Raw genomic sequence first — 22,025 nt, 5'->3', positions numbered from 1 at the left:
AAAAGATAATATTTCCGATAATAGTAACAGTGCTGGCAAGCTTTTTGGTGCCGCCGGCAACGGCTCTGATCGGATGTCTGATGCTTGGGAATCTTTTCAGGGAATGCGGTGTGGTGGACCGGCTGTCGAAGACGGCACAGAACGAACTGATAAATATTGTGACGATATTCATAGGTTTGACTGTAGGAGCGACAGCGAGTGCGGAAAACTTTTTAAGGATTGAGACGATAGAGGTAATAATTCTGGGTATGATAGCGTTTGCAGGCGGTACTGCTGGCGGAGTGCTGTTTGGGAAACTGATGTATGTATTGAGCGGAGGCAAAGTGAACCCGCTGATAGGGTCTGCGGGAGTATCAGCGGTACCGATGGCTGCGCGCGTGTCGCAGAAGGTGGCGCAGGAAGAGATGCCAGGAAACTTCATATTGATGCACGCCATGGGACCCAACGTAGCCGGCGTCATAGGTTCTGCAATAGTAGCAGGTGTGCTTTTATCGTTGTACAGTGGATAAGGCCGTACTTATATACAAAAAAATGACTTATTGCGAGGGATGTTTTTATGATAAAAAACAGAAAAGTAGGAATAACGGATACTATTTTGCGGGACGCCCATCAGTCTCTTATAGCAACCCGCATGAAAACTGATGAAATGCTTCCAATCGCAGAGAAACTCGACGAAGTAGGATTTCACTCTTTAGAAGTATGGGGTGGGGCGACTTTTGACAGTTGTATACGCTACCTCAATGAAGATCCTTGGATAAGGCTTAGAATGCTCAAAGAAAAAATTAAAAAGACACCCCTTCAGATGCTCTTAAGAGGTCAAAACCTGCTGGGATACCGCCATTATCCCGATGACGTGGTAGAACTATTCGTCAAAAAATCTGTAGAAAACGGGATAGACATAATAAGGATATTTGATGCACTTAATGATATAAGAAACATGAAAAAATCCATAGAAGTTGCAAAAAAAAGCGGTGCTCACGTCCAGGGGACGGTTGTCTACACAATAAGTCCTGTACACAATAATGAATATTTCGTTTCCTTAGCCAAAGATTTAGTTGAATTAGGTATAGACTCGCTGTGCATAAAAGACATGGCAGGGTTACTTACACCATACAACGCCTTTGACCTTGTGACAAAATTGAAGGAGCAGATTTCCGTTCCTATTCAAATACACAGCCATTACACCAGTGGAATGGCTTCAATGACTTATCTAAAAGCAATAGAAGCCGGGGCAGATGTAATAGATACGGCGATGTCGCCTTTTGCGCTGGGTACTTCTCAGCCACCGACGGAGACAATGGTGGCGGTTTTAAAAGGAACTCCTTACGATACAAATCTGGATATGGAATTATTATCTGAAATAGCCGAGCACTTCAAAAAAGTACGTTCAAACTACAAAATAGATAGCGTCGTCACAATGGTAGACACAGCAGTTCTCAATTACCAGATTCCGGGCGGCATGCTGTCCAACCTTACAAGTCAATTAAAAGAACAGAACGCCCTGCATAAATTACCCGAAGTTTTAAAGGAAGTACCGCGGGTGCGGGAGGATTTAGGTTATCCGCCTTTAGTCACACCTACCAGCCAAATCGTAGGAACTCAAGCGGTAATAAATGTTATAACCGGCGAAAGATATAAAGTAGTCATAAATGAAGTAAAAAATTACGTAAGAGGACTTTATGGTAAGCCACCTGCTCCGATAAATCCAGAAATAAAGAAAAAAATCATTGGAGACGAAGAAATGATAGAATGTCGCCCTGCGGACCTTTTAGAACCGGAGCTGGAAAAAGCATACAAAGAAGCAGGATATTATTTGGAAAAAGAAGAAGATGTGCTCACCTACGCATTATTCCCGCAGATAGCCATCAAATTCTTCCAAGAGAGGCAGGCGAAAAAATATCAGTTTGATCACAATCTAGCGGGTGAAAATGACAAATTTAAATACTATCCAGTTTAAAAACCTACGTTGCGAGATTGAAGACTGTCGACAAAATAGTTGCCGACAGTCTTTTTTGTTAATTCTTTTCGCCCCTTGGGGAGGGCCTTGGTGCAGATGAGGGTTACATTTACGTCCGGGCCAGTATCCACTGGCTATCAAGAGGTTGAAAATCGCCCTCGCACAGGCGGAAGAAATAGGCCTGATAGGTAAGAACATTCTGGACACAGATTTTAGCTTTACCCTTCACATCATGGAGAGCGCGGGGGCGAAGAGTATGAGGCACACATCAGGGACAAGAGGTGCCCGGCAGGAGTATGTCAAGCCATTTTAAACTTACTTCATTCAATCCGATTTGTGCCGCGGTTATCCAGCATGCGCCAGGGTATGTCCCGTGGGAGCTATCCGCGGGGAAGTTAAAAAACCCCACGTCATTGATCCCGATAAATGCATAAAATGTGGTTCCTGCCAGGAGATCTGCCGTTTCAATGCCATCAAATGCCATCATCCTGAAATAGAGCTTTTTTCAGTAAAAGAAAAAAGAAAAAGTTTTTCGGAACGTACCAACTTAAAACCTCCGGAAGGAGGTTTTTTGAATTTTTTTATACCACTGATATTATACATAAAGTAGAATTTCGCGACAAAGGTGATCTTTACTATGAACAGAAAATCATACATTATTTTTGGGATCTTGTTTTTATGGATAGCTACTTTTTTGTTAGGTATATATATTTTTGAAGCAAGAAACAGCAAAAAAGTTTTTGAAGGAATATATATAGGGCAAGTATACGTAGGGGGACTCACCGAAGCAAAAGCAAGAGAAAAATTGGCAAATTTTGTTAATACGCGCCTAAGGGACCCTCTTATTCTGCAATATTCGGATAAAACCTGGAATATCATTCCAGAAGAATTGGTGGAAGTACAAATTGAAAAAACCGTACATGAAGCAATTTCTGCAGGAAAGAGTAAGAACTTTCTATTTAGATTTTTCAACCGAGTAAAATTCAGTTTTAATCCTAAAAAAATTGAGCTTGCAATTAAAATAAAAGATGAGCCTTTTCAAAAAATACTCGAGATAATCTCTGGAGAAATAGCTTGTGAGCCTAAAAACGCTGAGTTCAAAATAATAGATGGAATAATTAGAATCGAAAAAGAAAAAGAGGGTATAAAAGTCGATGAAGAAAATCTAAAACAAGAAATCCTCAAAATTGTATGGAGCGAAAAAAGAAAAATATCTGTCCCAGTAATCGCTATTAAACCTGAAATAACCCAAGAAACTCTTTCTAAAATGAATATAAAAGAAGAAATCGCCAGCTTTTCAACAAAATTCGACAAAACGCAAGCCGGGAGAAGTACTAATATAAGACTGGCAGCGGAAAAGCTAAAAAATTACATAATACCCCCGGGGGAAATTTTTTCCTTTAACAATGTAGTAGGGAAGCGGACGATTGAAGAAGGATATAAAGAAGCTCCAATTTTTTTAAATAATAAAGTTTCTGCCGGTATAGGAGGGGGCGTATGTCAGCTTTCCACTACCCTTTATAATCTTGCTTTACTTGCAGATCTTGAAATCATAGAAAGGTCCAACCATTCCTTGCCAGTAAGTTATGTCCCCCTAGGCAGGGATGCAACGGTAAATTACGGAGTTATCGACTTAAAATTCAAAAACTCCACGGGGGGATATTTGCTTCTTTACACCGAAATTAAAGGTGACACTCTTACGATGAAATTCTATGGTAGTAAAAAAAGTGATAAAAAAATAAATATAGTTTCAGAGGTTGTAAAAAGAATTCCGCCACCTGTCAACATAAAAGAAGATTACAGTTTAGAAAAAGGGAAAATACACGTCAAGGAGGGAAAGCCAGGCTATCAGGTTAGAGTTTGGAAAATTACTACTTATAATGACGGCAGGCAGGAAAAAAAGCTGGTATCAACGGATATATACAATCCCACCACCACCATCCTTTATGTAGGTAAAAAAGAACCGCAGACACAAACCCACCCCGTCGAAAGTCAAAAATCATAACTATAAAACAAAAAACCAATAAACTAATCTCTGACCCCCAAAAGGGGTCTTTTTGTTTAGTGTGCTAAAGTCTAAATTATGTTATAATAACAGATAGACGAGCGGAGGTCGTAAAATTATGGAAAACTTTGCAAATAAAATAATTTCTATTTTCGGTGGCAGGGAAATTGATTTACCCCAAAATATTAAAATATTAATGGATTTAAAAAAAGAATACGGTATAGAGGAAATTTACTATAGCGAGCTGATAAAAAGGATACACGGAAAAGACGAACAGTCATTAAAACTAAGGGAGTTTATAAAAAACCAGGTTCGCAAACTGCTTTACGAATGCAGAGAATGCCCGCTTCACCTTGCCGACTGTCATACTCAAAAGGTGCCGGGTGAAGGTGAATGGAATTCCCCTTTGATGCTGATAGGAGAAGCTCCTGGTTTTGAAGAAGATAGATTGGGTAGACCTTTTGTAGGGAGGGCAGGTGAATTACTGACGGTAATTCTAAACAAGCTCAACATAGACCGCAAAAAAGTTTATATAACTAATGTAGTAAAATGTCGCCCTCCTAAAAATAGAACGCCTCTTGCCAGCGAAGTAAGAGCTTGCTCAAAAATTTTGGAACTAGAGCTTGAATTTATTTCGCCGAAGGTTATAATAACCCTTGGTTCGGTCCCTCTCAATTATTTCAAACCCAAAAGCAGTATTGTACAAAGCAGGGGACAGTGGATTTATGAAAGAGGTTTTTGGATTATGCCAACCTTTCATCCCGCATACATTCTAAGACAGGGAGGAGAAACTCTAAAAAGGGTAAAATGGCAAGTGTGGCACGATTTTACTAGGGCGATAGCAAAAGTAAAGGAATTAAATGGCGATTATAAATTCAATTAAACTTTTTCACTAAACGGAGCTTTATTGTTTTATCCGAACAAAATGGCTATAATATTAAAGGCTAAAGTTACGTTGATTTTGGAGGGATAAACATGCTTAAATACCATATATTGACATGGGGCTGCCAAATGAACCTTCATGACACGGAAGTTATTTCAGGAGTACTCCAAAAAATTGGATATTGCCCGGCTGATAATCTCAAAGAAGCGGATATAATTATCCTCAATACCTGCTGTGTAAGAGAAAACGCCGAAAAAAAAGTATACGGCAGGCTCGGACATTTAAAACAATTTAAACAGAGAAATCCTAATTTAATAATCGGAATATGCGGATGCATGGTTCAACAGCCCCATGTAGTTGAATATATAACGGAACATTTCCCCTACGTTGATTTAATATTCGGGATACACAATGTACACAAACTGCCCCAGTTAATAGAAAACGCCAGGCTGGCCAATATGACCGTAATTGAAACGAGCGGAGACTATTCTGCGGTAGAGGAGAATTTACCGATAGAGCGGGAAGATAAAGTAAAGGCGTGGGTCACCATAAATTACGGGTGCAACAACTTCTGCACATATTGCATCGTCCCCTACGTAAGAGGTAGAGAAAAAAGCAGGAACCCTCAAGATATAATTAAAGAAGTAGAAGAATTGGCAAAACAGGGTTTTAAAGAAATCAATTTGTTGGGTCAGAACGTAAATTCTTACGGCAAAGATCTAGGTGGGGAAGTTACATTTCCGGCTCTTTTGAGGCGTTTGAACGAAATCGACGGAATCGAAAGGATTAGGTTCACCACTTCTCACCCAAAAGATCTTTCCGACGAACTCATCGAAGCCATGAGGGATTGCGAAAAAGTATGCGAGCATATTCACTTGCCGGTGCAGGCAGGGAGCAATAAGATACTCGAGGCAATGAATAGAAGATATACAAGAGAACACTATATGAAATTAGTAGAAAAATTGAGAAATGCCATACCTGGAATCGCGATTTCCACCGATATAATAGTTGGTTTTCCCGGGGAAACAGAAGAAGATTTTCAAGATACATTGGACCTTGTAAAAAGAGTTGAATTTGACCAAGCCTTCATGTTTGCTTACTCCAAGCGTAAAGGCACACCGGCTGCCGAAATGGAAAATCAGGTGGACGAAGAAGTGAAGAAGGACCGGTTAAATCGATTGATGAAACTTCAGGATTCTATCAGTGCCAAAAAGAATAAATCGCTTAAAGATCAAACGGTGGAAGTGCTTGTTGAAGGTATAAGCCGAAACAATCCCCATAGACTGACCGGAAGGACTAGGACAAACAAGGTGGTTAATTTTGAAGGCCCCGAGGAATATATTGGGAAAATAGTAAAAGTAAAAATAACAGAACCTCATACGTGGTCGTTAATAGGAGAATTGTTAAAGTAGTTCCTTAAGGAGGGTTTTAAATTTTTAAATGGATACTCCGATGATAAAGCAATATAGAGAAATAAAAGAAAAATACAAAGATTATATAGTGTTTTTTCGCCTCGGTGATTTTTACGAAATGTTTTTTGAAGACGCTCATATTGCTGCAAAGGAACTCGAAATAGCGCTAACTTCGCGAGACCCGGAAAATCGGGTTCCTATGGCCGGTGTTCCTTACCACGCAGCGGACCAATATATATACAAATTAATAAGCAAAGGTTATAAAGTTGTAATATGCGAACAGGTGGAAGATCCCAAAAAAGCAAAGGGGATAGTAAAGCGCGAAGTCGTAAAAATAATAACGCCGGGCACTATTACAGAAATAAATGCCCTCGATGAAAAGAAGAATAATTATTTAGTTTGCATTTACAGGGAAAAACATAATTTTGGAATTGCTGCGGCAGATTTGATGACTGGTGAATTTGTGACTACCGAAATCCAAAGCCCGTATCCCTATCAGGAACTGCTCGATGAACTTTCAAAGCTTGAACCTCCGGAATGTTTAGTAAATATTTCTTTTTATAATGACGAAGCACTGCAAAAAATATTGAAGACCAATTTTAATTTTCTGCTCACCACCAGGGAAGATGATTATTTCAATTTAGAATCGGCAAAAGAACTCCTACTATCACAATTTGGCGAAGAACAGCTCGCGGATATCTTTAAAAAAACCTACTCTGTCATCGCTTCCGGAGCGTGTCTCAATTATTTGAGAGAAACCCAAAAGCTTACCTTAAACCATATCAATTCCATTAAGTACTATGAAAGAAACGAATACATGGTTCTTGATATTTCCTGCCGTAAAAATTTGGAGCTAACCGAATCCTTGGCCGACGGAAAACGATACGGAACCTTATTTTGGGTGCTTGACAAAACAGAAACATCTATGGGCGGTCGAACTTTGAGAAAATGGATAGAACAACCCTTAATAGACATCATTAAGATAAAAGAACGGCAGGATGCTGTAGAAGAGCTTTATAACGACTATTTTCTTCGTCAGGAATTAAAAGAACAGCTTAAAAATCTATACGACCTTGAAAGGCTAACAGGAAAGCTGGTATGTGGGAACGTCAATGCAAGAGACCTTTTAGCTATAAAAAACACGGTTAAATATTTCCCAAAAATAAAAGAATTGCTGGCTAGATGCAGGACTAAATTGTTGGTAACGCTTCACAACGATCTAGATCCATTAAACGATGTATATGAAATTCTGGAAAACTCAATCAACGAAGACCCACCGCTATCCCTTAAAGAAGGAGGATTAATAAAGGATGGTTTTAATGCCGACATCGATAAATTGAGAAAAGCGGCTACTGAAGGCAAGAGCTGGATAGCAGAACTCGAAAGAAAAGAGAGGGAAAGAACTGGTATAAAATCATTGAAAGTAGGCTACAACAAAGTATTCGGATATTACATCGAAGTAACAAAAGCCAACTTACCATTAGTCCCAAAAGATTATATTAGGAAACAAACTCTAGCAAATGGCGAAAGATTTGTAACCGAAGAGTTAAAGGAATATGAATCACTCATCCTAGGTGCTGAAGAAAAACTTTTAGAACTGGAATATGAGGTTTTCTGCCAAATCCGCGAAAAACTCATTGCAGAAATACCAAGGCTCAAAAAAAGCTCTCAAGTAATTTCCGTGCTGGATGTATTATTATCGCTTGCCGAAGTTGCAGCATGTAACAATTACGTAAAGCCTGAACTCACATTAAACGACGAAATACATATAGTAGAAGGACGTCACCCCGTTGTAGAGCTGACTCTCAAAGATGAAATGTTTATCCCCAACGATACTCATATAGATTGTAAAGATTCAATGATATCGATTATCACAGGCCCCAACATGGCAGGAAAATCTACCTATATGAGACAAGTAGCCCTGATAGTGCTCATGGCTCACATAGGTAGTTTTGTACCAGCAAAAAGCGCTCAAATCGGAATAGTTGACCGCATCTTCACTCGAATTGGCGCTTCTGATAACCTCGCATCAGGCCAGAGCACTTTTATGGTGGAAATGGTAGAAGTGGCCAATATATTAAAGAACGCCACTTCTAAGAGCTTACTCATTCTAGATGAAATTGGCCGGGGCACCAGTACTTATGATGGTCTAAGCATCGCTTGGGCCGTAATAGAATATATCAACAAACATATAAGGGCGAAGACCCTTTTTGCCACCCATTACCATGAGATAACCCAGCTAAAGAAGCTAAAGGGTGTTAAAAATTTTAAAGTTCTCGTGAAAGAGCGAGGAGAAGACATTATATTTTTAAGGAAAATTGTAGATGGAGAAGCCGACAAAAGCTACGGCATTCAGGTAGCAAAACTTGCCGGATTACCAAAAAGCGTTATACTCAGAGCTCAACAAATTCTTGAGGAATTAGAACAGCATGACAAATCAAACATTCAAACCGAACAAATAGCAGCAGCCGAAGATGTTGCTTCAAGTGAGACCCAGCTTAATATAGAAAGCATAAAAAATGAACAGGTCATTAGATTAATTAAGGATTTGGATATAAACACTATAACTCCTTTGGAAGCTCTCAATTTACTTTATTCAATTAAACAAAAGCTGATTTGAGGAGAAAGTACAATGGGGAAGATCAAAATATTGGATGATAGCATAGCGGCGAAAATAGCGGCCGGCGAAGTCATAGAAAGACCGGTTTCCGTCGTAAAGGAACTCATTGAAAATTCTATCGACGCAGGAAGCAAGCATATTTTTGTTGAAATCGAAAAAGGAGGAAAAAGCCTTATAAAAGTTACAGACGACGGCGAAGGCATGGATCCGGATGACGTCAGGCTCGCCTTCGAAAGACATGCCACCAGCAAAATATCAAGTTTGGATGATATATTTAAAATAAATACCCTCGGTTTTAGGGGTGAAGCTTTACCCAGCATCGCATCGGTTTCTGTATTAACCGTTTTTACGAAGACAAGGGAAGCATCGATCGGAACTAAATGCACGCTGCGGGGAGGCATCATAGAAGAATTTGAAGAAGCAGCCGTGAAAGAAGGTTGTTGTGTAATTGTAAAGGATATTTTCTTCAATACACCTGCGCGCTTAAAGTTTCTTCAGTCGTCGTCGAGAGAATCCTCTCTAATTGTGGACCTTGTATCTAAATATGCAATAGGTCACCCCGACATATCTTTCAAGTTATCCGTAGACGGGAAAGAAGTGCTCTTCACTCCCGGCAATGGAAATCTGCAGGAAGTCATAGCCAGGATTTACGGATTCGATATGGCCAAAGACATGATCTTAGTCGACAAAACATTCAATTTTGGCCGTATATACGGCTACACATCGCCTCCGAAGCACACACGGGGAAATAGATCCTGGGAAACGTTTTTCGTCAATGGACGCCTTGTAAAAGACAAAAGTTTGAGCATTTCCTTGGAAAAGGCTTATAGAAGCTTAATACCCAACGATAAATTTCCCCCCAACGATAAATTTCCCATAGCTTTCATAAAAATAGATATAGAAAGCTCGTTAATAGATGTCAATGTTCACCCCGCTAAAACTGAAATAAGATTTCAATGTGAAAATGAAGTGCTTCAATCTTTATACGAGACCGTTAGGGAAGGTCTATCTAGAACCACACTGGTACCAAAAGAAAAACTGAGCTTTTCTAAAATTAACTTTTCTGAACGATACAGCACGGCGGAAAATGAAAGCTTATTGAAGGAAGAATATTTTACCAAAATTTATGGAAAAATAGAAAACAAAATTAAAACCAATGATCAGCACGAGAATACCGGTAAGGATGTGAGAACAGAAAGCCCCATTTTCGACGTTCATTTTACCCGGATTTTAGGGCAGCTTTTTAAGACGTATATTGTAGTCCAAGGAGAAAAAGAATTTTACCTGATAGATCAGCATGCAGCCCACGAAAGAATACTTTTTGAAAGATATTCTGAAGGATTAAATTCACAAGACATTTCGCAAGAGCTAGTATATCCGTTAACCTTAAAACTTACTTTTGAAGAAATAAATTTTGTGGAGGAAAACAGCGACCTCATAAGAAAAATGGGATTTGACTTCGAGACATTTGGGAAAGACACGCTATTAATTAGATCGGTACCTTATCTTTTAAATAAACCAGTGCAACCGGAATCCTTGCGAGAAGCAATTGATGAGTTAAAAGAAAATGGCGAACTAAGATGGCGCTCACGCGAAAAATTCTTAGCTTCTATGGCATGTCATACTGCAATAAAGGCGGGCGATGATCTTTCTTTTGATGAAATGCAGGAGCTCTTGAATCAGCTTATGAACACAAAAAATCCATATTCCTGTCCCCACGGGAGACCTACGATGATTTCAATTACAATTTATGAATTAGAAAAGAAATTTAAGCGGATAAATGGATAAAAAAATATTAGTAGCCATCGTAGGTCCTACTGCCGTGGGGAAAACCGAAGTATCTATAGAAGTAGCACTAAAATTAGATGGAGAGATAATCTCTGCCGATTCAATGCAAATTTACAAATATATGGATATCGGTACGGCAAAACCAACCCTCGAGGAAAGAAAAGGTGTTCCTCATCACATGATAGATATTATCCACCCGGATGAAGAATTCAGCGTAGCAGAATTCAAGGCACTAGCGGAAAAATGCATTGCCGATATCCACAGCCGCGGCAAGATACCTATTCTTACAGGAGGGACTGGACTTTATGTAAACGCCGTCTGTTACGGTTATACATTTTCCAGCTTTGACAAAGATGAAAGTCTAAGAAAGCAGTTGAAAGTTGAAGCCGAAAAATACGGCAATGAATATTTATACAACAAATTAAAACAAATCGATCCTAAGGCTGCAGAAAAAATCCATCCAAACAATTTGAGAAGGGTTATAAGAGCTTTGGAAGTCTATATAAAAACGGGCGTGCCTTTTTCACATTTTGAGGAGTTAACCAAAAAGCGGGGAAGTCCTTACGAATTGTTAATTTTTGGTCTCACAAGACCGAGAGAGGAACTTTATGAAAGGATAAACAAGAGAGTACAGAAGATGATTGAAAATGGTTGGGTGGACGAAGTGAAAAAACTTCTTGAAATGGGATATACGAAAGAACTGAACTCCATGCAGGCTCTTGGTTACCGACAAATAATAGATTATTTAGAAGGACGCATTACATTACAGGAAGCCATTCATCTAATTTCCAGAGATACCCGAAGATATGCAAAAAGACAGTACACCTGGTTTAGAAAAGACAAAAATATTATTTGGTTCGATGTATCCAAAGAAGGCAAAGAAAAAATTATAGAAAATATTATTAAATCCGTTGAAGGAAAATCAAAAAATTCCTAGAATATAACTTTATATACATAAAATAGAAGGGGGACAAAGAATGACCAAAACTCAAATCAACATTCAAGATGGATTTTTAAATCAAATTAGGAAGGAAAATACTCCTGTAACTATTTATCTGATCAATGGATTTCAAATGAAAGGTTATGTGCGCGGATTTGACAATTTTACCGTGGTACTTGATTCTGATGGAAAGCAGCTGCTGATTTACAAGCACGCTGTATCTACAATAGCTCCTCAAAAGCCGGTGAATTTAACAGGTCCTTCTGCTGAAAAGAAAACTGAAGAAACCCAATAAAAAACTCCCAAGAAGTCTTGGGAGTTTTTAAATTTGTGACCCGAAAATATTTAAGCGCATATAATAAATTGGTGCATAGTTTTGCCTTTGGCGGAGGTGTAAATAAATGGCCAATTTAAATTTGAAATGTAAAGTCGAAAATCCTGACCAGATTATAGATATGATTGCCAGGGGAGCAATTACTCCGGTAGAAGCGTTTATTTTAAAGAAATGGATGAAAAAAAGGAGACATCTCCGCTAAAACCTAACGGAGAAGAAAAAATAGAAGACGTATTAAAAGAACTCGACAGTTTGATTGGACTTACGAAAGTAAAGCAATTAGTTAGAGAAATACAAGCTTACGTGGAAATTCAAAAAAGGAGACAAAAAGAACAACTGTTCTCTGAACCTCTTGTCCTTCACATGATTTTCAAAGGCAATCCGGGCACAGGAAAAACAACAGTAGCGAGGCTTTTAGGCAAAATATTCAAACAAATGGAAGTGCTACAAAAAGGGCATTTGGTCGAAGTAGAAAGGGCCGACTTAGTTGGAGAGTATATCGGGCACACCGCTCAGAAGACGAGGGAACAAGTAAGACGTGCTCTAGGTGGCATATTATTCATTGACGAAGCATATTCTCTTGCTAGAGGGGGAGAAAAGGATTTTGGCAAAGAGGCCATAGATACGTTAGTTAAAGCAATGGAAGACTACAAAGACAATCTCGTTGTAATACTGGCGGGATATAAGGATGAAATGGAATGGTTTTTGAGAACAAATCCGGGATTGAGATCCAGATTCCCCATTCAAATAGAATTTAGCGATTATACCACGGAAGAATTGATGGAAATAGCAAAGTTAATGGTTGAAAAAAGACAGTATAAATTGACTCCGGAAGCTCTTTATAAACTTGAACGTATTATCAAAGAAAGCCAAAAAAATTTGCACTACGATAAAATGGGAAATGCGAGGCTGGTAAGAAATCTCATCGAAAAAGCGATAAGGCGACAGGCATTGAGGCTAATAAATCAGAAACAAATATCCCGCGAAGACCTGATATATATAAAAAGCGAAGACATAGCAGAAATCGATGAAATTTAAGAGGGGGTGGCCGTTTATTTGAAAAAATGCTTAATAGTAGGCAAACCGAACGTTGGAAAAACAGCTTTCCTTATAAATTTCGCAGAATATCTTGGAGTCAGAATTATTGAATTCGATTTTGCACTTCCTGATGGAACAAAATTCAAAAAAAAATATTCCTGCAAAACGGCATTTCATGAGCTGGTAGACAGTAATCCCCATAAAACCTTAGCTCTTCAATCTGTTACATTGGAAATACCGGTGGGGAAAGGTAAAAAAAAAAAATACAAATAATAGATACTACTGGGTTAATAGATGGTATTCATGAAGACCAGAATGTCCGTAAATCCATATCTCAAACCATCTCCGAAATCCTTAATTCTCAAATCATAATTCATATAATGGACGGGGCGGCGGTAATAAAGAAAGATTCTTTAAGTTCACCAAGTGAAGTGGATTACCAAATATCCAAACTTGCTCGTTCAAAAAGAGGTTACGTCATCCTCGTTAATAAAATGGATTTGCCGGATGCTGAGGAAGGATTAAAAATTATCAAAGAAAAATTTCATGGAAACATCGTCATTCCTATATCCGCTATTAACAAAAGAGGGTTCAAAGAGGTGAAAACTTTTGTGGCATATAACCTCTAGTCCTTTAGTTAGAAAATTGTTTGCAGTTTTTCTAACAGGTTTCGTTATAAAACTGATGGATGATTTTATCGACCTGGAATATGATACCGTGCTGGAAAGACAAAATTTCTCGAATGTCCTCGGAGCGGGAATTTTACCGTATGCTATCTTTATTTTTTCTCTGGCATGTTTTCTCGAACCGAGAACTTCAATAAGCTTATTTTTTTCCAGCTATATTGTAGGCATGACCGCAGATTATGGCACAAAAATGCCTTCAGGTTTATATGGTTATCAAGAGTCGCTAATAACTCTTATTTTAGGAATTTTACTTCTAGGTCCTAGCGAAATGCTTTCCTCTTTGTTTATAATGTGGTCTATTCAATTATGGGACGACCTTTGTGACTACAGAAAGGAGATAGCATGCGGCAAAAATTACGTAAAAATGCTGGGAAAAGTAGAATGCCTTGTTTTTTCCATTATATGCTTTTTATCTGCTTTGTATTTAGACACTGTTAAAACTATTGCTGTAAGTATTTCAGCCATATCTATTGTTTACATAATATATTTATTGTCAAATTCTGAGGGGGTGTCGTAAAATCCTTAGAGAGTTTATACCTTACATCGTTGTAATGCTTTTCATATTTCTGGCTGGGTACGCAACAGGCAGACGAATGGGGAAAAAAGAAGGAATTGAGGATGGGCTTTCAAAAAGTTTCTTACATTTACAAAAAGAGATGTTAAACAATTCAGAATGTCCTCTGTGCCGGAGAGCATTGAAACGAGAAATTTGATATGATAAAATCTTAAATAAAAAAGCAGAAGAAGGGATAACATGCACAGCATCGCCCGGGAAATTATAAAATCGAGATTTTCCATAAATGATGAAATAATAACATTGGCAGAATCTGTAGTGAAGGAAGTCGGCAAAGAATTTGAAAAGGTAAACGAAATAGTAGAGTGCAATCAGCTTAAAGTAACCGCGGCTATGGTAGAAAATAGCTTGAGCGATTTTCATCTTAATGATTCAACAGGATATGGTTATAACGATTTAGGACGTGAAACTATCGAAGCTGTTTACAGCAGTGTATTTCGTGCCGAAGATGCACTAGTAAGACCGCAGATCATTTCCGGCACTCATGCTATCATTCTTTGCCTTTTCGGCGTTTTAAAACCCCAGGACGAATTATTGTGTGTCACAGGCGAACCATATGATACTCTAAAAGATGCCATTTTAGGAAAAAATGTAGGTTCGCTCAGAGAATATAATATAAAGTACTCCCAGGTAGAACTAAGAAACGGCAAGCCCGATTTCGAGAAAATTAGAGAAAAAATTAGTAAAAAGACGAAGATGGTACTTATCCAGCGTTCCAGGGGTTACAGCATGAGACCCACCCTGGATATAGAAAGTATAAAAGAGCTGATTGAATACATAAAAGGAATTAATGAAGATATTGTGTGTCTTGTTGACAACTGCTACGGAGAATTTACGGAAACTAAAGAACCGACGGAAGTCGGTGCCGATTTATGCGCCGGCTCTCTTATAAAAAACCCGGGAGGAGGCATTGCCCCCACGGGAGGTTATGTAGTAGGGAAACGAGAGTTAATAGAACAATGTGCTTACCGCCTGTATGCTCCCGGACTGGGGAAAAATTGTGGACCCTCCTTGAATTTCAACCGCCTAGCCCTTCAAGGATTATTTTACTCTCCCATGATAGTTGGGGAAGCCTTAAAAGGCTCCATTTTCATTTCAAGATTTTTTGAAAGGGCAGGGTTTAAGGTATATCCTTCTTACAACGAAAAGCGCAGCGACATTGTCACAGCAATAGAGATGGGCGACAAGGAATCCTTGATATCTTTTTGTAGGGGGCTGCAGAAAGTAGGACCTGTAGATGCTCATATTGTACCTGAACCATGGGAAATGCCGGGCTATGCACACCAGGTAATAATGGCAGGCGGCAGCTTCATCCAAGGCGCGTCGATAGAATTGAGTGCCGATGCACCTATCAGGGAACCGTTTGTAGTATATATTCAAGGCGGTATTAATTTCTTTCATATAAAATTAGGAGCCATGAAGGCACTTCAGAACATGATAGACGAAGGAATATATAAAGGTCAATTTAATTGACTTAAAACCTTCTAAAAAGGCCTATTACCTTACCTAAAATCTTAACGTCTTTTACAATTATAGGCTCCATATATCGATTTTCCGGCTGTAGCCTTATATGGTCGCTTTCTTTAAAAAATCTCTTGACGGTAGCTTCGTCTCCTAACAGTGCTACTACTATATCGCCGTTTTCCGCCGTATTGGATACCTTTACGATCACGTAATCGCCATCAAAGATACCAGCTTCTATCATGCTGTTTCCCTGAACTTTCAACATAAATGCTTCTGATTCGGGAACCATCTCTTTAGGAAGCGGGAACACGCCCTGAATGTTTTCTTCCGCCAGGATGGGTTGTCCCGCAGTGACTCTGCCTACAAGCGGTACGGGAACGAAACTGGAGTCGAACAAATATTTGTTGTCCGATACAATAATGGCCCGGGGTTTCTGAGGATCTCGCGTTATAAAACCCTTTTTTTCCAATTGAACCAAGTAGGAATGAACAGTAGCGGTGGATTTCAGATTAGTAGCAGCGCATATTTCGCGCACCGAAGGGGGATAACCTCTCTTTTTTAAAAAATCACGTATGAAATCCAATATCTGTTTTTGTCTCGGCGATAAATTTTCATACATCGCAATTACCACTCCATACAACAAGAATAATTTTTTTAGGTTAATTATATCATAACTAAATGTGATTTTAAACATTTGTTTGAAAAATAATCTGCAGATATTTGATGTTTACGATAATCATCGGGGGAGAGGATAAAGCGCTAAAAAAATTTAATTTCAGGAGTACCATAACGTCCGATAATGTATATTATGTAAACTTATTATTTTGGCTAAAAGATTGTAGCTTTTCAAAAGGCCAAGACATAGCCCGCTAGAAAGCATATTAGACTCAAGTAAAGAGACAATAACTTATAATTACCGTAGTTTTAAGCTTTCGGTATTAAGTTTCAGTTTCAATTGACATTAACCAAAAAATCTTATATAATAGGAAATGTGCAGGGGAGTAGCTCAATTGGCAGAGTAGCGGTCTCCAAAACCGCCGGTTGCAGGTTCGAGTCCTGTCTCCCCTGCCATTCTTTTATATTTTATAAATTGATAAATAAAATAAAAATTACCCTGCAGAAAATGCAGGGTTTATTAATTATTGGCGGACTGTTGGCCTGAACATATCTAGCACACCCAATACTATATGCGCAAGTCCGAAACCGGTTATACCTGCACCTAAAGTTCCCCCTACCATCGTTCCTACTCCAGCAACGACTGCTCCTATACCTGCGACTACCCAACCTGTGGTATTACCTTTCATAAATCCACCTCCTAGAGTTATTATTCCACGAGGCGGTATACATAATCATGGAGGTGGCTTTATTTCCTATCCGCATCCGCTGCAGCTCCCACACGAACCGCTACAACCTCCTGACTCGGTACCTCCCTTCCCCATGTACATAAAACCGGTAAATCGTTGTTTTGCTTTGCCATTACATACCGGACATTTTACGCTATCCTTTTCTCGCAAGGAAACAAACTCGCTGAACTTATGACCACAATTTTCGCAGATGAAATCGTAAGTGGGCATAATGGATTCTCCTTTTCTTAATGTGGTTTTTTAATTTTACTTCAAAGCTTTAATTAAAATTATAAGATCTTTTTGTAAAAAAGAAAACCCACCCTTAACACTTTTGGTGGGTATATTTCCATTGCTATTTATTAACAACAGCCTCAAACCTGTGCCCGCAGCTAGTGCAAAACCCCCACATCTTTTTAAAATTTCCAAAGTCATCTCTTTGGTATGTGCAAAATAGGAAGAACAACTCATCGCACTTCGGACACCTGACTCCCAGCATCTCGCCGCTCCACTCCTGTGTTTTCATAGCGTCCTCACATGTTTCAACGCCTTCAATATACGAGGGCTTGCACTGGACTTTTATAGCCGGCAAGGTATGCAAAAAAACCCCTCCTAAAAATTATTATTTTTTATCTTTTTATTTATAAGAAAACACAAGTCCACAATTACCGAGGGGCCCCGGTAAAATCATACTATACTTGCAGGTCCACTTTCATACCTAAATATTTCTCGTACTTCTTCAATATCGGATCTACTATTTCCCGGACGAATTCTATCACCTGTCCCGGACTTCTCCCAACAAAAATCGAGGGATCCATCATCTTTACAATATCCTCTTTGGTCATCTTGAACCTAGCGTCGGCGGCAATTTTGTCTATCAAATTATTAGGTTTCCCCTCCTTCACTTCTGCAGCAGCTTCAATGGAATACTTTCTCAAAACCTCGTGGAGTTCCTGTCTATCTCCACCCTTTTTTACTGCCTCCATCAATATGTTTTCAGTGGCCATAAACGGCAATTCTTCCATTACGTGCCTTTCTATTACCTTAGAATTGACTACTAATCCCTGACTCACATTTATATAAATATTCAAAATTGCATCTGTTGCCAAAAACATCTCCGGTATAACCAGTCTTCTGTTGGCAGAATCATCAAGGGTCCTTTCGAACCACTGATTGGCCGCTGTAAAATACGGATTCAGTCCATTTATCATTACATAGCGGCACAAGGCGGTCATGCGCTCACAACGCATTGGATTTCTTTTATATGCCATGGCCGAAGAACCGATTTGATTTTCTTCAAAAGGTTCTTCTATTTCTTTCAGGCTAGATAGCAATCTTATGTCACACGCAAATTTATGAGCACTTTCCGCTATCGACTGCAGAACCCTCAATACTCGAGAATCTTGTTTTCGCGGATACGTCTGGCCTGTAACTAGGAAAGTTTTATCAAAACCCATTTTTTTAGCTACCATTATATCAAGCTTTTTTACCTTTTCCTCATCATTGTTAAAAAGTTTCATGAAACTAGCCTGCGTCCCTGTTGTACCCTTTACACCTCTTAATCTCAAATTCTCTTCTACATGTTCCAGGTCCCATAGATCCATTACAAGATCCTGAATCCAAAGGCACGCCCTCTTGCCTACAGTAGTGAGCTGTGCCGGTTGAAAATGAGTAAACCCTAAAGTAGGCATATCCTTATATTGCAATGCAAAGTTCTTCAGGTTATCTATGATGTTGACCAATTTTTTCTTTAGTATGGCAAGACCATCCCTCATCAATATTACATCTGTATTATCTCCAACAAAAGCACTTGTTGCCCCGAGGTGTATAATTGGTTTAGCTTTAGGACATTGTTTTCCAAAAGCCCATATATGAGCCATAACATCATGCCTTGTGACTTTTTCATACTCTTCGGCTTCTTCGAAGTTTATCTTGTCTACGTGGGCTTTCATCTCTTCAATCTGTTCATCTGTAATGGGAAGCCCTAGCTCTTTTTCTGCTTCCGCCAAAGCTATCCACAGTTTTCTCCAGGTCATATATTTCTTGTAAGGTGAAAAGTTCATTAGCATTTCTTCACTGGCATACCTTTTCGTCAACGGATGTTCAAAATACTGTTTCGATTCCATAGCGTCACTTCAACCCCTTTTTTAAAATAAAAAGCAGGAAAAATGGCCCTGCTCATGAAAGTTCTCTAACAAACTGCTCGATACGGTCCAAGCCTTCTTTTATATTTTTCATAGAAGTGGCATAAGATAGCCTCACATATTCATCAGCTCCAAAAGCTATTCCAGGCACGACCGCCACTTTGTACTTTTCAAGTAAAGCCTCGGCAAAAGTTGTAGAATCTTTAATGACTTTACCTTCTATGTATTTGCCGAAAGTCTTCGAAACGTTCATCATAACGTAAAAGGCCCCTTTTGGCATACGGCAAGAAAGTCCTTCTATGTTGTTTATTCTCTCGACCATGTACTTCCTTCTCTTTGCAAATTCCTCTACCATGGTATCGACAGCTTGCTTTTTAGCCGGGTTTTTAAGAGCTTCCAAAGCAGCTTTTTGGGCTATCGAATTGGGGTTAGAAGTCGCATGGCTCTGAAAGTCAGTCATGGCCTTAATGAGTTCCTTCGGACCTGCCGCGTATCCGATTCTCCAACCGGTCATCGAATAAGCTTTAGAAACACCGTTCACCACGAGAGTATTATTATAAATTTCTTTGCCTAGGGAAGCTATGCTTATATGTTCTTCCCCATCGTAAACCAATTTATCATAAATTTCATCGGATATGACAAATATCTTGTATTTTAAAGCTAACTCGGCAATCTCCAGCAAATCCTCGCGAGTGTAGACGCTCCCCGTCGGGTTATTCGGACTATTTATTATCAAAACTTTCGTCTTTTCATCAATGAGAGGTTTTATATTATCCACCTTTAATTTAAAATCCTGGCTCTCGAACGTGGGTACAAAAACCGGTGTCCCCCCGCACAGTTTTACAATTTCGGGATAACTCACCCAGTATGGCGATGGTATTAAGACCTCATCTCCCTCATCGCAGAGGCAATATAAGGCATTAAAAAGGCAGTGTTTCGCTCCGTTAGAAACAATAATCTGGGTGGTTTCATAATCAACTCCTATTTCCTCTCTCAACGCCTCAGAAATCGCCTTTTTGAGCTCCGGTATGCCACCAACGGGAGTGTATTTCGTAAAGCCCTGATTTATCGCCTCAACTGCTGCGGATTTTATAAAATCAGGCGTATCGAAATCGGGCTCTCCTGCACCAAAACTTATAACATCGTGTCCCTCGCTTTTAAGCTGTTTCGCTTTCGCATCAACAGCCAGGGTTGGTGACGGACTAATGCTCTTGGATTTTTTAGAAAGATTCATTTTTCAAGACCCTCCCTAATTAATATTATTCATTGCAATGGCAAATCTTTCGGATATTCTATCTTTATATCACTATTTCCGAAATCGTAAAGCTGCACTACCATATTTATAGATTGTTCTCCGTTTTCATAAGAATTAAATTTAAGGTCCATGCTTAACTTGCGAATAAGAAAATCTTTTTCTCCTATCCACACTTTATATGTAGCTTCCAGATCCTTTATCTCATCTATTTTTTCATCTTCGAAAAATATTCTCTTTAACTTTTGTTCATCGGGAATGTATTCTATAACTTTGCACTTGACTCCTTCTATTATTTCATCCGGAAGATATACCGCCTCCACGATCATATCCTTCAAATCATTCAGTGTTTTCTCTGGAGTCGATATTATACCATCCATATTTCCTAAACCTAAATTTTCGCTTTCAATCCATTTATTATTTAAAGGGTCTTTTATAAAGATTTTATTCTCTTTTTTGTAAATTTCTATATCAAGCCCGGCTAAATTTCCGCTCAAGTAAACTTGATCCGGGTTTACTACTTCTCCTGCTAAAACAACCTGTTGTTTTATGTCCTTCATGGTTAGCTGAGCATCTATTTTCATCCTGTACCCCGCAACTTCTTTTAACTTTTCGTTAGCCTTTATCACAGCGTCTTTAGGCGACAATTTTCTAAATTGATCTCCGCATCCTGCTAACGTCAATGTTATAGTAAAAATCAAAAGTAGTGTTACTATTCTGCGTGTCGACATTTCCTGGTCCTCCCGGAAAAGATGTATTATTTACATATTCTTCATCAACTTACAGTTTTCCTGCTTCATATAAAAATATAGGGGAGTTATCCCCCCTATCTCAATATTTTTTGATTAGCCAAATAAAACTCTTAAAATCTTAGTTTTTCTCTGAATTTAGGCTGCTTTTGCTGCTTAACCATAGATTTTTTAGACAAAACAAGACCACCTGCGGCAACTTACTAAAAGTTGCCTATCAAATCCTTCACTCATGCCCTCGACTACCCTATCATGTCTCCCGGGGTCCTACGCCCTTATTACATTCCTTCGTCCTGCCTTTGAGGGCTAGGCGGGGAGCTTTTTACTTTCATGCAGGGTCTTGCCCTTATGGGGGGAATATTGCTTCCCCGCCTTGTTGGCTATCTCACTTTTATGCCGCTAGCTGGTTTATTTGCTTCATGCGATGTTCTCCAAGAACTTTCTCTGAATCGTAATTTTCCCTCTTTTTGGCAAGGGTGAACATTACCCTTATTAGCTTCATTGAAATTGCTATTAATGCCTGCTTGGATTTTAATGGATTTTGAGGCCTTTTTAAGAAGTAGTTGTAGAGTGCCTTGAATTCCTTGTTTTTGGCTACTAACACAAGGCTTGCTTTGTAAAGGAGATTCCTCAGCTCCGGACGGCCCCTCTTTGATATTTTAGCCTTCCCCTTGTGTTTCCCAGATTGGTTTTCTGCTATGTTGAGCCCTGCTAGCTTTTGTATCTGCTTATAGTGGGTGTAGTTGGCTAGGTCACCTACTTCCGCTAGAAATCCAGCTACGGTTACTATCCCTATGCCGGGAATGCTGAGTAGGTATTGTGCTATGTCTATCTTC

At 39.1% G+C, this 22,025-nt stretch carries 23 protein-coding genes, 1 tRNA gene and 2 pseudogenes; 18 read left to right on the top strand and 8 right to left on the bottom strand.

All coding sequences use genetic code 11. The features are described 5' to 3' along the window. The 17 genes and pseudogenes from AN618_RS10150 to AN618_RS10085 all read left to right on the top strand — a co-directional run. Nucleotides 1-509 (top strand): sodium ion-translocating decarboxylase subunit beta (locus tag AN618_RS10150; protein ID WP_157081711.1); only part of this gene is annotated, 509 nt, incomplete at its 5' end. A gap of 47 nt (nucleotides 510-556) precedes the next feature. After that, complete coding sequence (locus AN618_RS10145) at nucleotides 557-1,957, top strand: oxaloacetate decarboxylase subunit alpha (protein WP_066354618.1); 1,401 nt, start codon at nucleotides 557-559, stop codon at nucleotides 1,955-1,957. 86 nt (nucleotides 1,958-2,043) lie between these two features. Continuing rightward, nucleotides 2,044-2,207 (top strand): annotated as a pseudogene (locus AN618_RS14180) (NADH-quinone oxidoreductase subunit L); the annotation flags it as partial. After that, nucleotides 2,207-2,432, top strand: a pseudogene (locus AN618_RS14040) (4Fe-4S binding protein); the annotation flags it as partial. The pseudogenes AN618_RS14180 and AN618_RS14040, both read left to right, overlap by 1 nt. A 162-nt stretch (nucleotides 2,433-2,594) precedes the next feature. After that, nucleotides 2,595-3,962 (top strand): VanW family protein, encoded by a 1,368-nt coding sequence (locus AN618_RS10135; protein ID WP_066354613.1) that lies wholly within the window; start codon nucleotides 2,595-2,597, stop codon nucleotides 3,960-3,962. 118 nt (nucleotides 3,963-4,080) lie between these two features. Beyond that, on the top strand, nucleotides 4,081-4,845 hold the full coding sequence (locus AN618_RS10130) for a uracil-DNA glycosylase (protein WP_066354612.1): 765 nt from the start codon (nucleotides 4,081-4,083) through the stop codon (nucleotides 4,843-4,845). A 92-nt stretch (nucleotides 4,846-4,937) separates the two neighbouring features. After that, complete coding sequence (miaB, locus tag AN618_RS10125; protein ID WP_066354610.1) at nucleotides 4,938-6,257, top strand: tRNA (N6-isopentenyl adenosine(37)-C2)-methylthiotransferase MiaB; 1,320 nt, start codon at nucleotides 4,938-4,940, stop codon at nucleotides 6,255-6,257. 28 nt (nucleotides 6,258-6,285) lie between these two features. Next, a complete protein-coding gene (gene mutS, locus AN618_RS10120) occupies nucleotides 6,286-8,877 on the top strand; it encodes a DNA mismatch repair protein MutS (RefSeq protein WP_066354608.1) in 2,592 nt (863 codons plus the stop codon). A gap of 12 nt (nucleotides 8,878-8,889) precedes the next feature. Further along, a complete protein-coding gene (gene mutL / locus AN618_RS10115; RefSeq protein ID WP_066354603.1) occupies nucleotides 8,890-10,665 on the top strand; it encodes a DNA mismatch repair endonuclease MutL in 1,776 nt (591 codons plus the stop codon). Further along, nucleotides 10,658-11,602 (top strand): tRNA (adenosine(37)-N6)-dimethylallyltransferase MiaA, encoded by a 945-nt coding sequence (gene miaA / locus AN618_RS10110; protein WP_066354600.1) that lies wholly within the window; start codon nucleotides 10,658-10,660, stop codon nucleotides 11,600-11,602. Before mutL ends, miaA begins: the two co-directional genes overlap by 8 nt. Nucleotides 11,603-11,642: 40 nt before the next feature. Next, nucleotides 11,643-11,900: an RNA chaperone Hfq gene (gene hfq / locus AN618_RS10105; RefSeq protein WP_066354598.1), complete on the top strand. Its 258-nt coding sequence runs from the start codon at nucleotides 11,643-11,645 to the stop codon at nucleotides 11,898-11,900. A gap of 106 nt (nucleotides 11,901-12,006) precedes the next feature. Beyond that, nucleotides 12,007-12,141: a hypothetical protein gene (locus AN618_RS13905; RefSeq protein WP_281176838.1), complete on the top strand. Its 135-nt coding sequence runs from the start codon at nucleotides 12,007-12,009 to the stop codon at nucleotides 12,139-12,141. Further along, nucleotides 12,111-12,977: a stage V sporulation protein K gene (spoVK, locus tag AN618_RS10100; RefSeq protein ID WP_083515173.1), complete on the top strand. Its 867-nt coding sequence runs from the start codon at nucleotides 12,111-12,113 to the stop codon at nucleotides 12,975-12,977. The genes AN618_RS13905 and spoVK overlap by 31 nt, the downstream gene beginning before the upstream one ends. A gap of 18 nt (nucleotides 12,978-12,995) precedes the next feature. Continuing rightward, on the top strand, nucleotides 12,996-13,250 hold the full coding sequence (locus AN618_RS13770) for a hypothetical protein (protein WP_245628486.1): 255 nt from the start codon (nucleotides 12,996-12,998) through the stop codon (nucleotides 13,248-13,250). Then, the gene (locus AN618_RS13765; protein ID WP_342670486.1) at nucleotides 13,241-13,606 is read left to right on the top strand and encodes a hypothetical protein; all 366 of its coding nucleotides are present in this window, start codon (nucleotides 13,241-13,243) and stop codon (nucleotides 13,604-13,606) included. The genes AN618_RS13770 and AN618_RS13765 overlap by 10 nt, the downstream gene beginning before the upstream one ends. Beyond that, complete coding sequence (locus AN618_RS10090) at nucleotides 13,587-14,180, top strand: hypothetical protein (protein WP_066354596.1); 594 nt, start codon at nucleotides 13,587-13,589, stop codon at nucleotides 14,178-14,180. Before AN618_RS13765 ends, AN618_RS10090 begins: the two co-directional genes overlap by 20 nt. Before the next feature lie 237 nt (nucleotides 14,181-14,417). Continuing rightward, a complete protein-coding gene (locus AN618_RS10085) occupies nucleotides 14,418-15,710 on the top strand; it encodes a methionine gamma-lyase family protein (protein ID WP_066354592.1) in 1,293 nt (430 codons plus the stop codon). A gap of 1 nt (nucleotide 15,711) precedes the next feature. On the opposite strand, the gene lexA is transcribed toward AN618_RS10085, so the two are convergent. After that, a complete protein-coding gene (gene lexA / locus AN618_RS10080; RefSeq protein WP_066354590.1) occupies nucleotides 15,712-16,320 on the bottom strand; it encodes a transcriptional repressor LexA in 609 nt (202 codons plus the stop codon). Nucleotides 16,321-16,696: 376 nt separating this feature from the next. On the opposite strand from lexA, the gene AN618_RS10075 reads away from it, so the two are divergent. Then, nucleotides 16,697-16,772 (top strand) — tRNA-Trp (locus AN618_RS10075). A 68-nt stretch (nucleotides 16,773-16,840) separates the two neighbouring features. Here AN618_RS10075 and AN618_RS13350 read toward each other — a convergent pair. The 7 genes from AN618_RS13350 to AN618_RS10050 all read right to left on the bottom strand — a co-directional run. Next, on the bottom strand, nucleotides 16,841-17,005 hold the full coding sequence (locus AN618_RS13350; RefSeq protein ID WP_187694919.1) for a hypothetical protein: 165 nt from the start codon (nucleotides 17,003-17,005) through the stop codon (nucleotides 16,841-16,843). Between the two features lie 66 nt (nucleotides 17,006-17,071). Next, a complete protein-coding gene (locus tag AN618_RS12815; protein WP_083515172.1) occupies nucleotides 17,072-17,275 on the bottom strand; it encodes an FmdB family zinc ribbon protein in 204 nt (67 codons plus the stop codon). Nucleotides 17,276-17,399: 124 nt separating this feature from the next. Continuing rightward, nucleotides 17,400-17,645 (bottom strand): hypothetical protein, encoded by a 246-nt coding sequence (locus tag AN618_RS13345; RefSeq protein WP_066354589.1) that lies wholly within the window; start codon nucleotides 17,643-17,645, stop codon nucleotides 17,400-17,402. Nucleotides 17,646-17,736: 91 nt separating this feature from the next. Beyond that, entirely contained in the window at nucleotides 17,737-19,170 is a 1,434-nt protein-coding gene (purB, locus tag AN618_RS10065) for an adenylosuccinate lyase (RefSeq protein WP_066354587.1), read from the bottom strand. 52 nt (nucleotides 19,171-19,222) lie between these two features. Continuing rightward, complete coding sequence (locus tag AN618_RS10060) at nucleotides 19,223-20,422, bottom strand: pyridoxal phosphate-dependent aminotransferase (RefSeq protein WP_066354584.1); 1,200 nt, start codon at nucleotides 20,420-20,422, stop codon at nucleotides 19,223-19,225. 29 nt (nucleotides 20,423-20,451) lie between these two features. Next, nucleotides 20,452-21,171, bottom strand: coding sequence for a hypothetical protein (locus tag AN618_RS10055; protein ID WP_066354582.1), 720 nt, complete (start codon nucleotides 21,169-21,171; stop codon nucleotides 20,452-20,454). A 409-nt stretch (nucleotides 21,172-21,580) separates the two neighbouring features. Beyond that, on the bottom strand, nucleotides 21,581-22,025 hold a 445-nt coding region (locus AN618_RS10050; RefSeq protein ID WP_157081602.1), incomplete at its 5' end, for a transposase.

Source organism: Fervidicola ferrireducens, from assembly GCF_001562425.1.
GTDB lineage: Bacteria > Bacillota > Thermosediminibacteria > Thermosediminibacterales > Thermosediminibacteraceae > Fervidicola > Fervidicola ferrireducens.
This window is presented reverse-complemented; position numbering and strand designations above follow the sequence as displayed.

Excerpts from the sequence above, each read along its gene's own strand:
- AN618_RS13905 (WP_281176838.1), top strand. The coding sequence starts at position 12,007 with ATGGCCAATTTAAATTTGAAATGTAAAGTCGAAAATCCTGACCAGATT.
- miaB (WP_066354610.1), top strand. The coding sequence starts at position 4,938 with ATGCTTAAATACCATATATTGACATGGGGCTGCCAAATGAACCTTCAT.
- AN618_RS13350 (WP_187694919.1), bottom strand. The coding sequence starts at position 17,005 with ATGAAAGGTAATACCACAGGTTGGGTAGTCGCAGGTATAGGAGCAGTC.
- AN618_RS10130 (WP_066354612.1), top strand. The coding sequence starts at position 4,081 with ATGGAAAACTTTGCAAATAAAATAATTTCTATTTTCGGTGGCAGGGAA.
- spoVK (WP_083515173.1), top strand. The coding sequence starts at position 12,111 with ATGGATGAAAAAAAGGAGACATCTCCGCTAAAACCTAACGGAGAAGAA.
- mutS (WP_066354608.1), top strand. The coding sequence starts at position 6,286 with ATGGATACTCCGATGATAAAGCAATATAGAGAAATAAAAGAAAAATAC.
- AN618_RS12815 (WP_083515172.1), bottom strand. The coding sequence starts at position 17,275 with ATGCCCACTTACGATTTCATCTGCGAAAATTGTGGTCATAAGTTCAGC.
- AN618_RS10055 (WP_066354582.1), bottom strand. The coding sequence starts at position 21,171 with ATGTCGACACGCAGAATAGTAACACTACTTTTGATTTTTACTATAACA.
- AN618_RS10085 (WP_066354592.1), top strand. The coding sequence starts at position 14,418 with ATGCACAGCATCGCCCGGGAAATTATAAAATCGAGATTTTCCATAAAT.
- miaA (WP_066354600.1), top strand. The coding sequence starts at position 10,658 with ATGGATAAAAAAATATTAGTAGCCATCGTAGGTCCTACTGCCGTGGGG.
- hfq (WP_066354598.1), top strand. The coding sequence starts at position 11,643 with ATGACCAAAACTCAAATCAACATTCAAGATGGATTTTTAAATCAAATT.
- AN618_RS10135 (WP_066354613.1), top strand. The coding sequence starts at position 2,595 with ATGAACAGAAAATCATACATTATTTTTGGGATCTTGTTTTTATGGATA.
- AN618_RS10145 (WP_066354618.1), top strand. The coding sequence starts at position 557 with ATGATAAAAAACAGAAAAGTAGGAATAACGGATACTATTTTGCGGGAC.
- mutL (WP_066354603.1), top strand. The coding sequence starts at position 8,890 with ATGGGGAAGATCAAAATATTGGATGATAGCATAGCGGCGAAAATAGCG.
- lexA (WP_066354590.1), bottom strand. The coding sequence starts at position 16,320 with ATGTATGAAAATTTATCGCCGAGACAAAAACAGATATTGGATTTCATA.
- purB (WP_066354587.1), bottom strand. The coding sequence starts at position 19,170 with ATGGAATCGAAACAGTATTTTGAACATCCGTTGACGAAAAGGTATGCC.
- AN618_RS10060 (WP_066354584.1), bottom strand. The coding sequence starts at position 20,422 with ATGAATCTTTCTAAAAAATCCAAGAGCATTAGTCCGTCACCAACCCTG.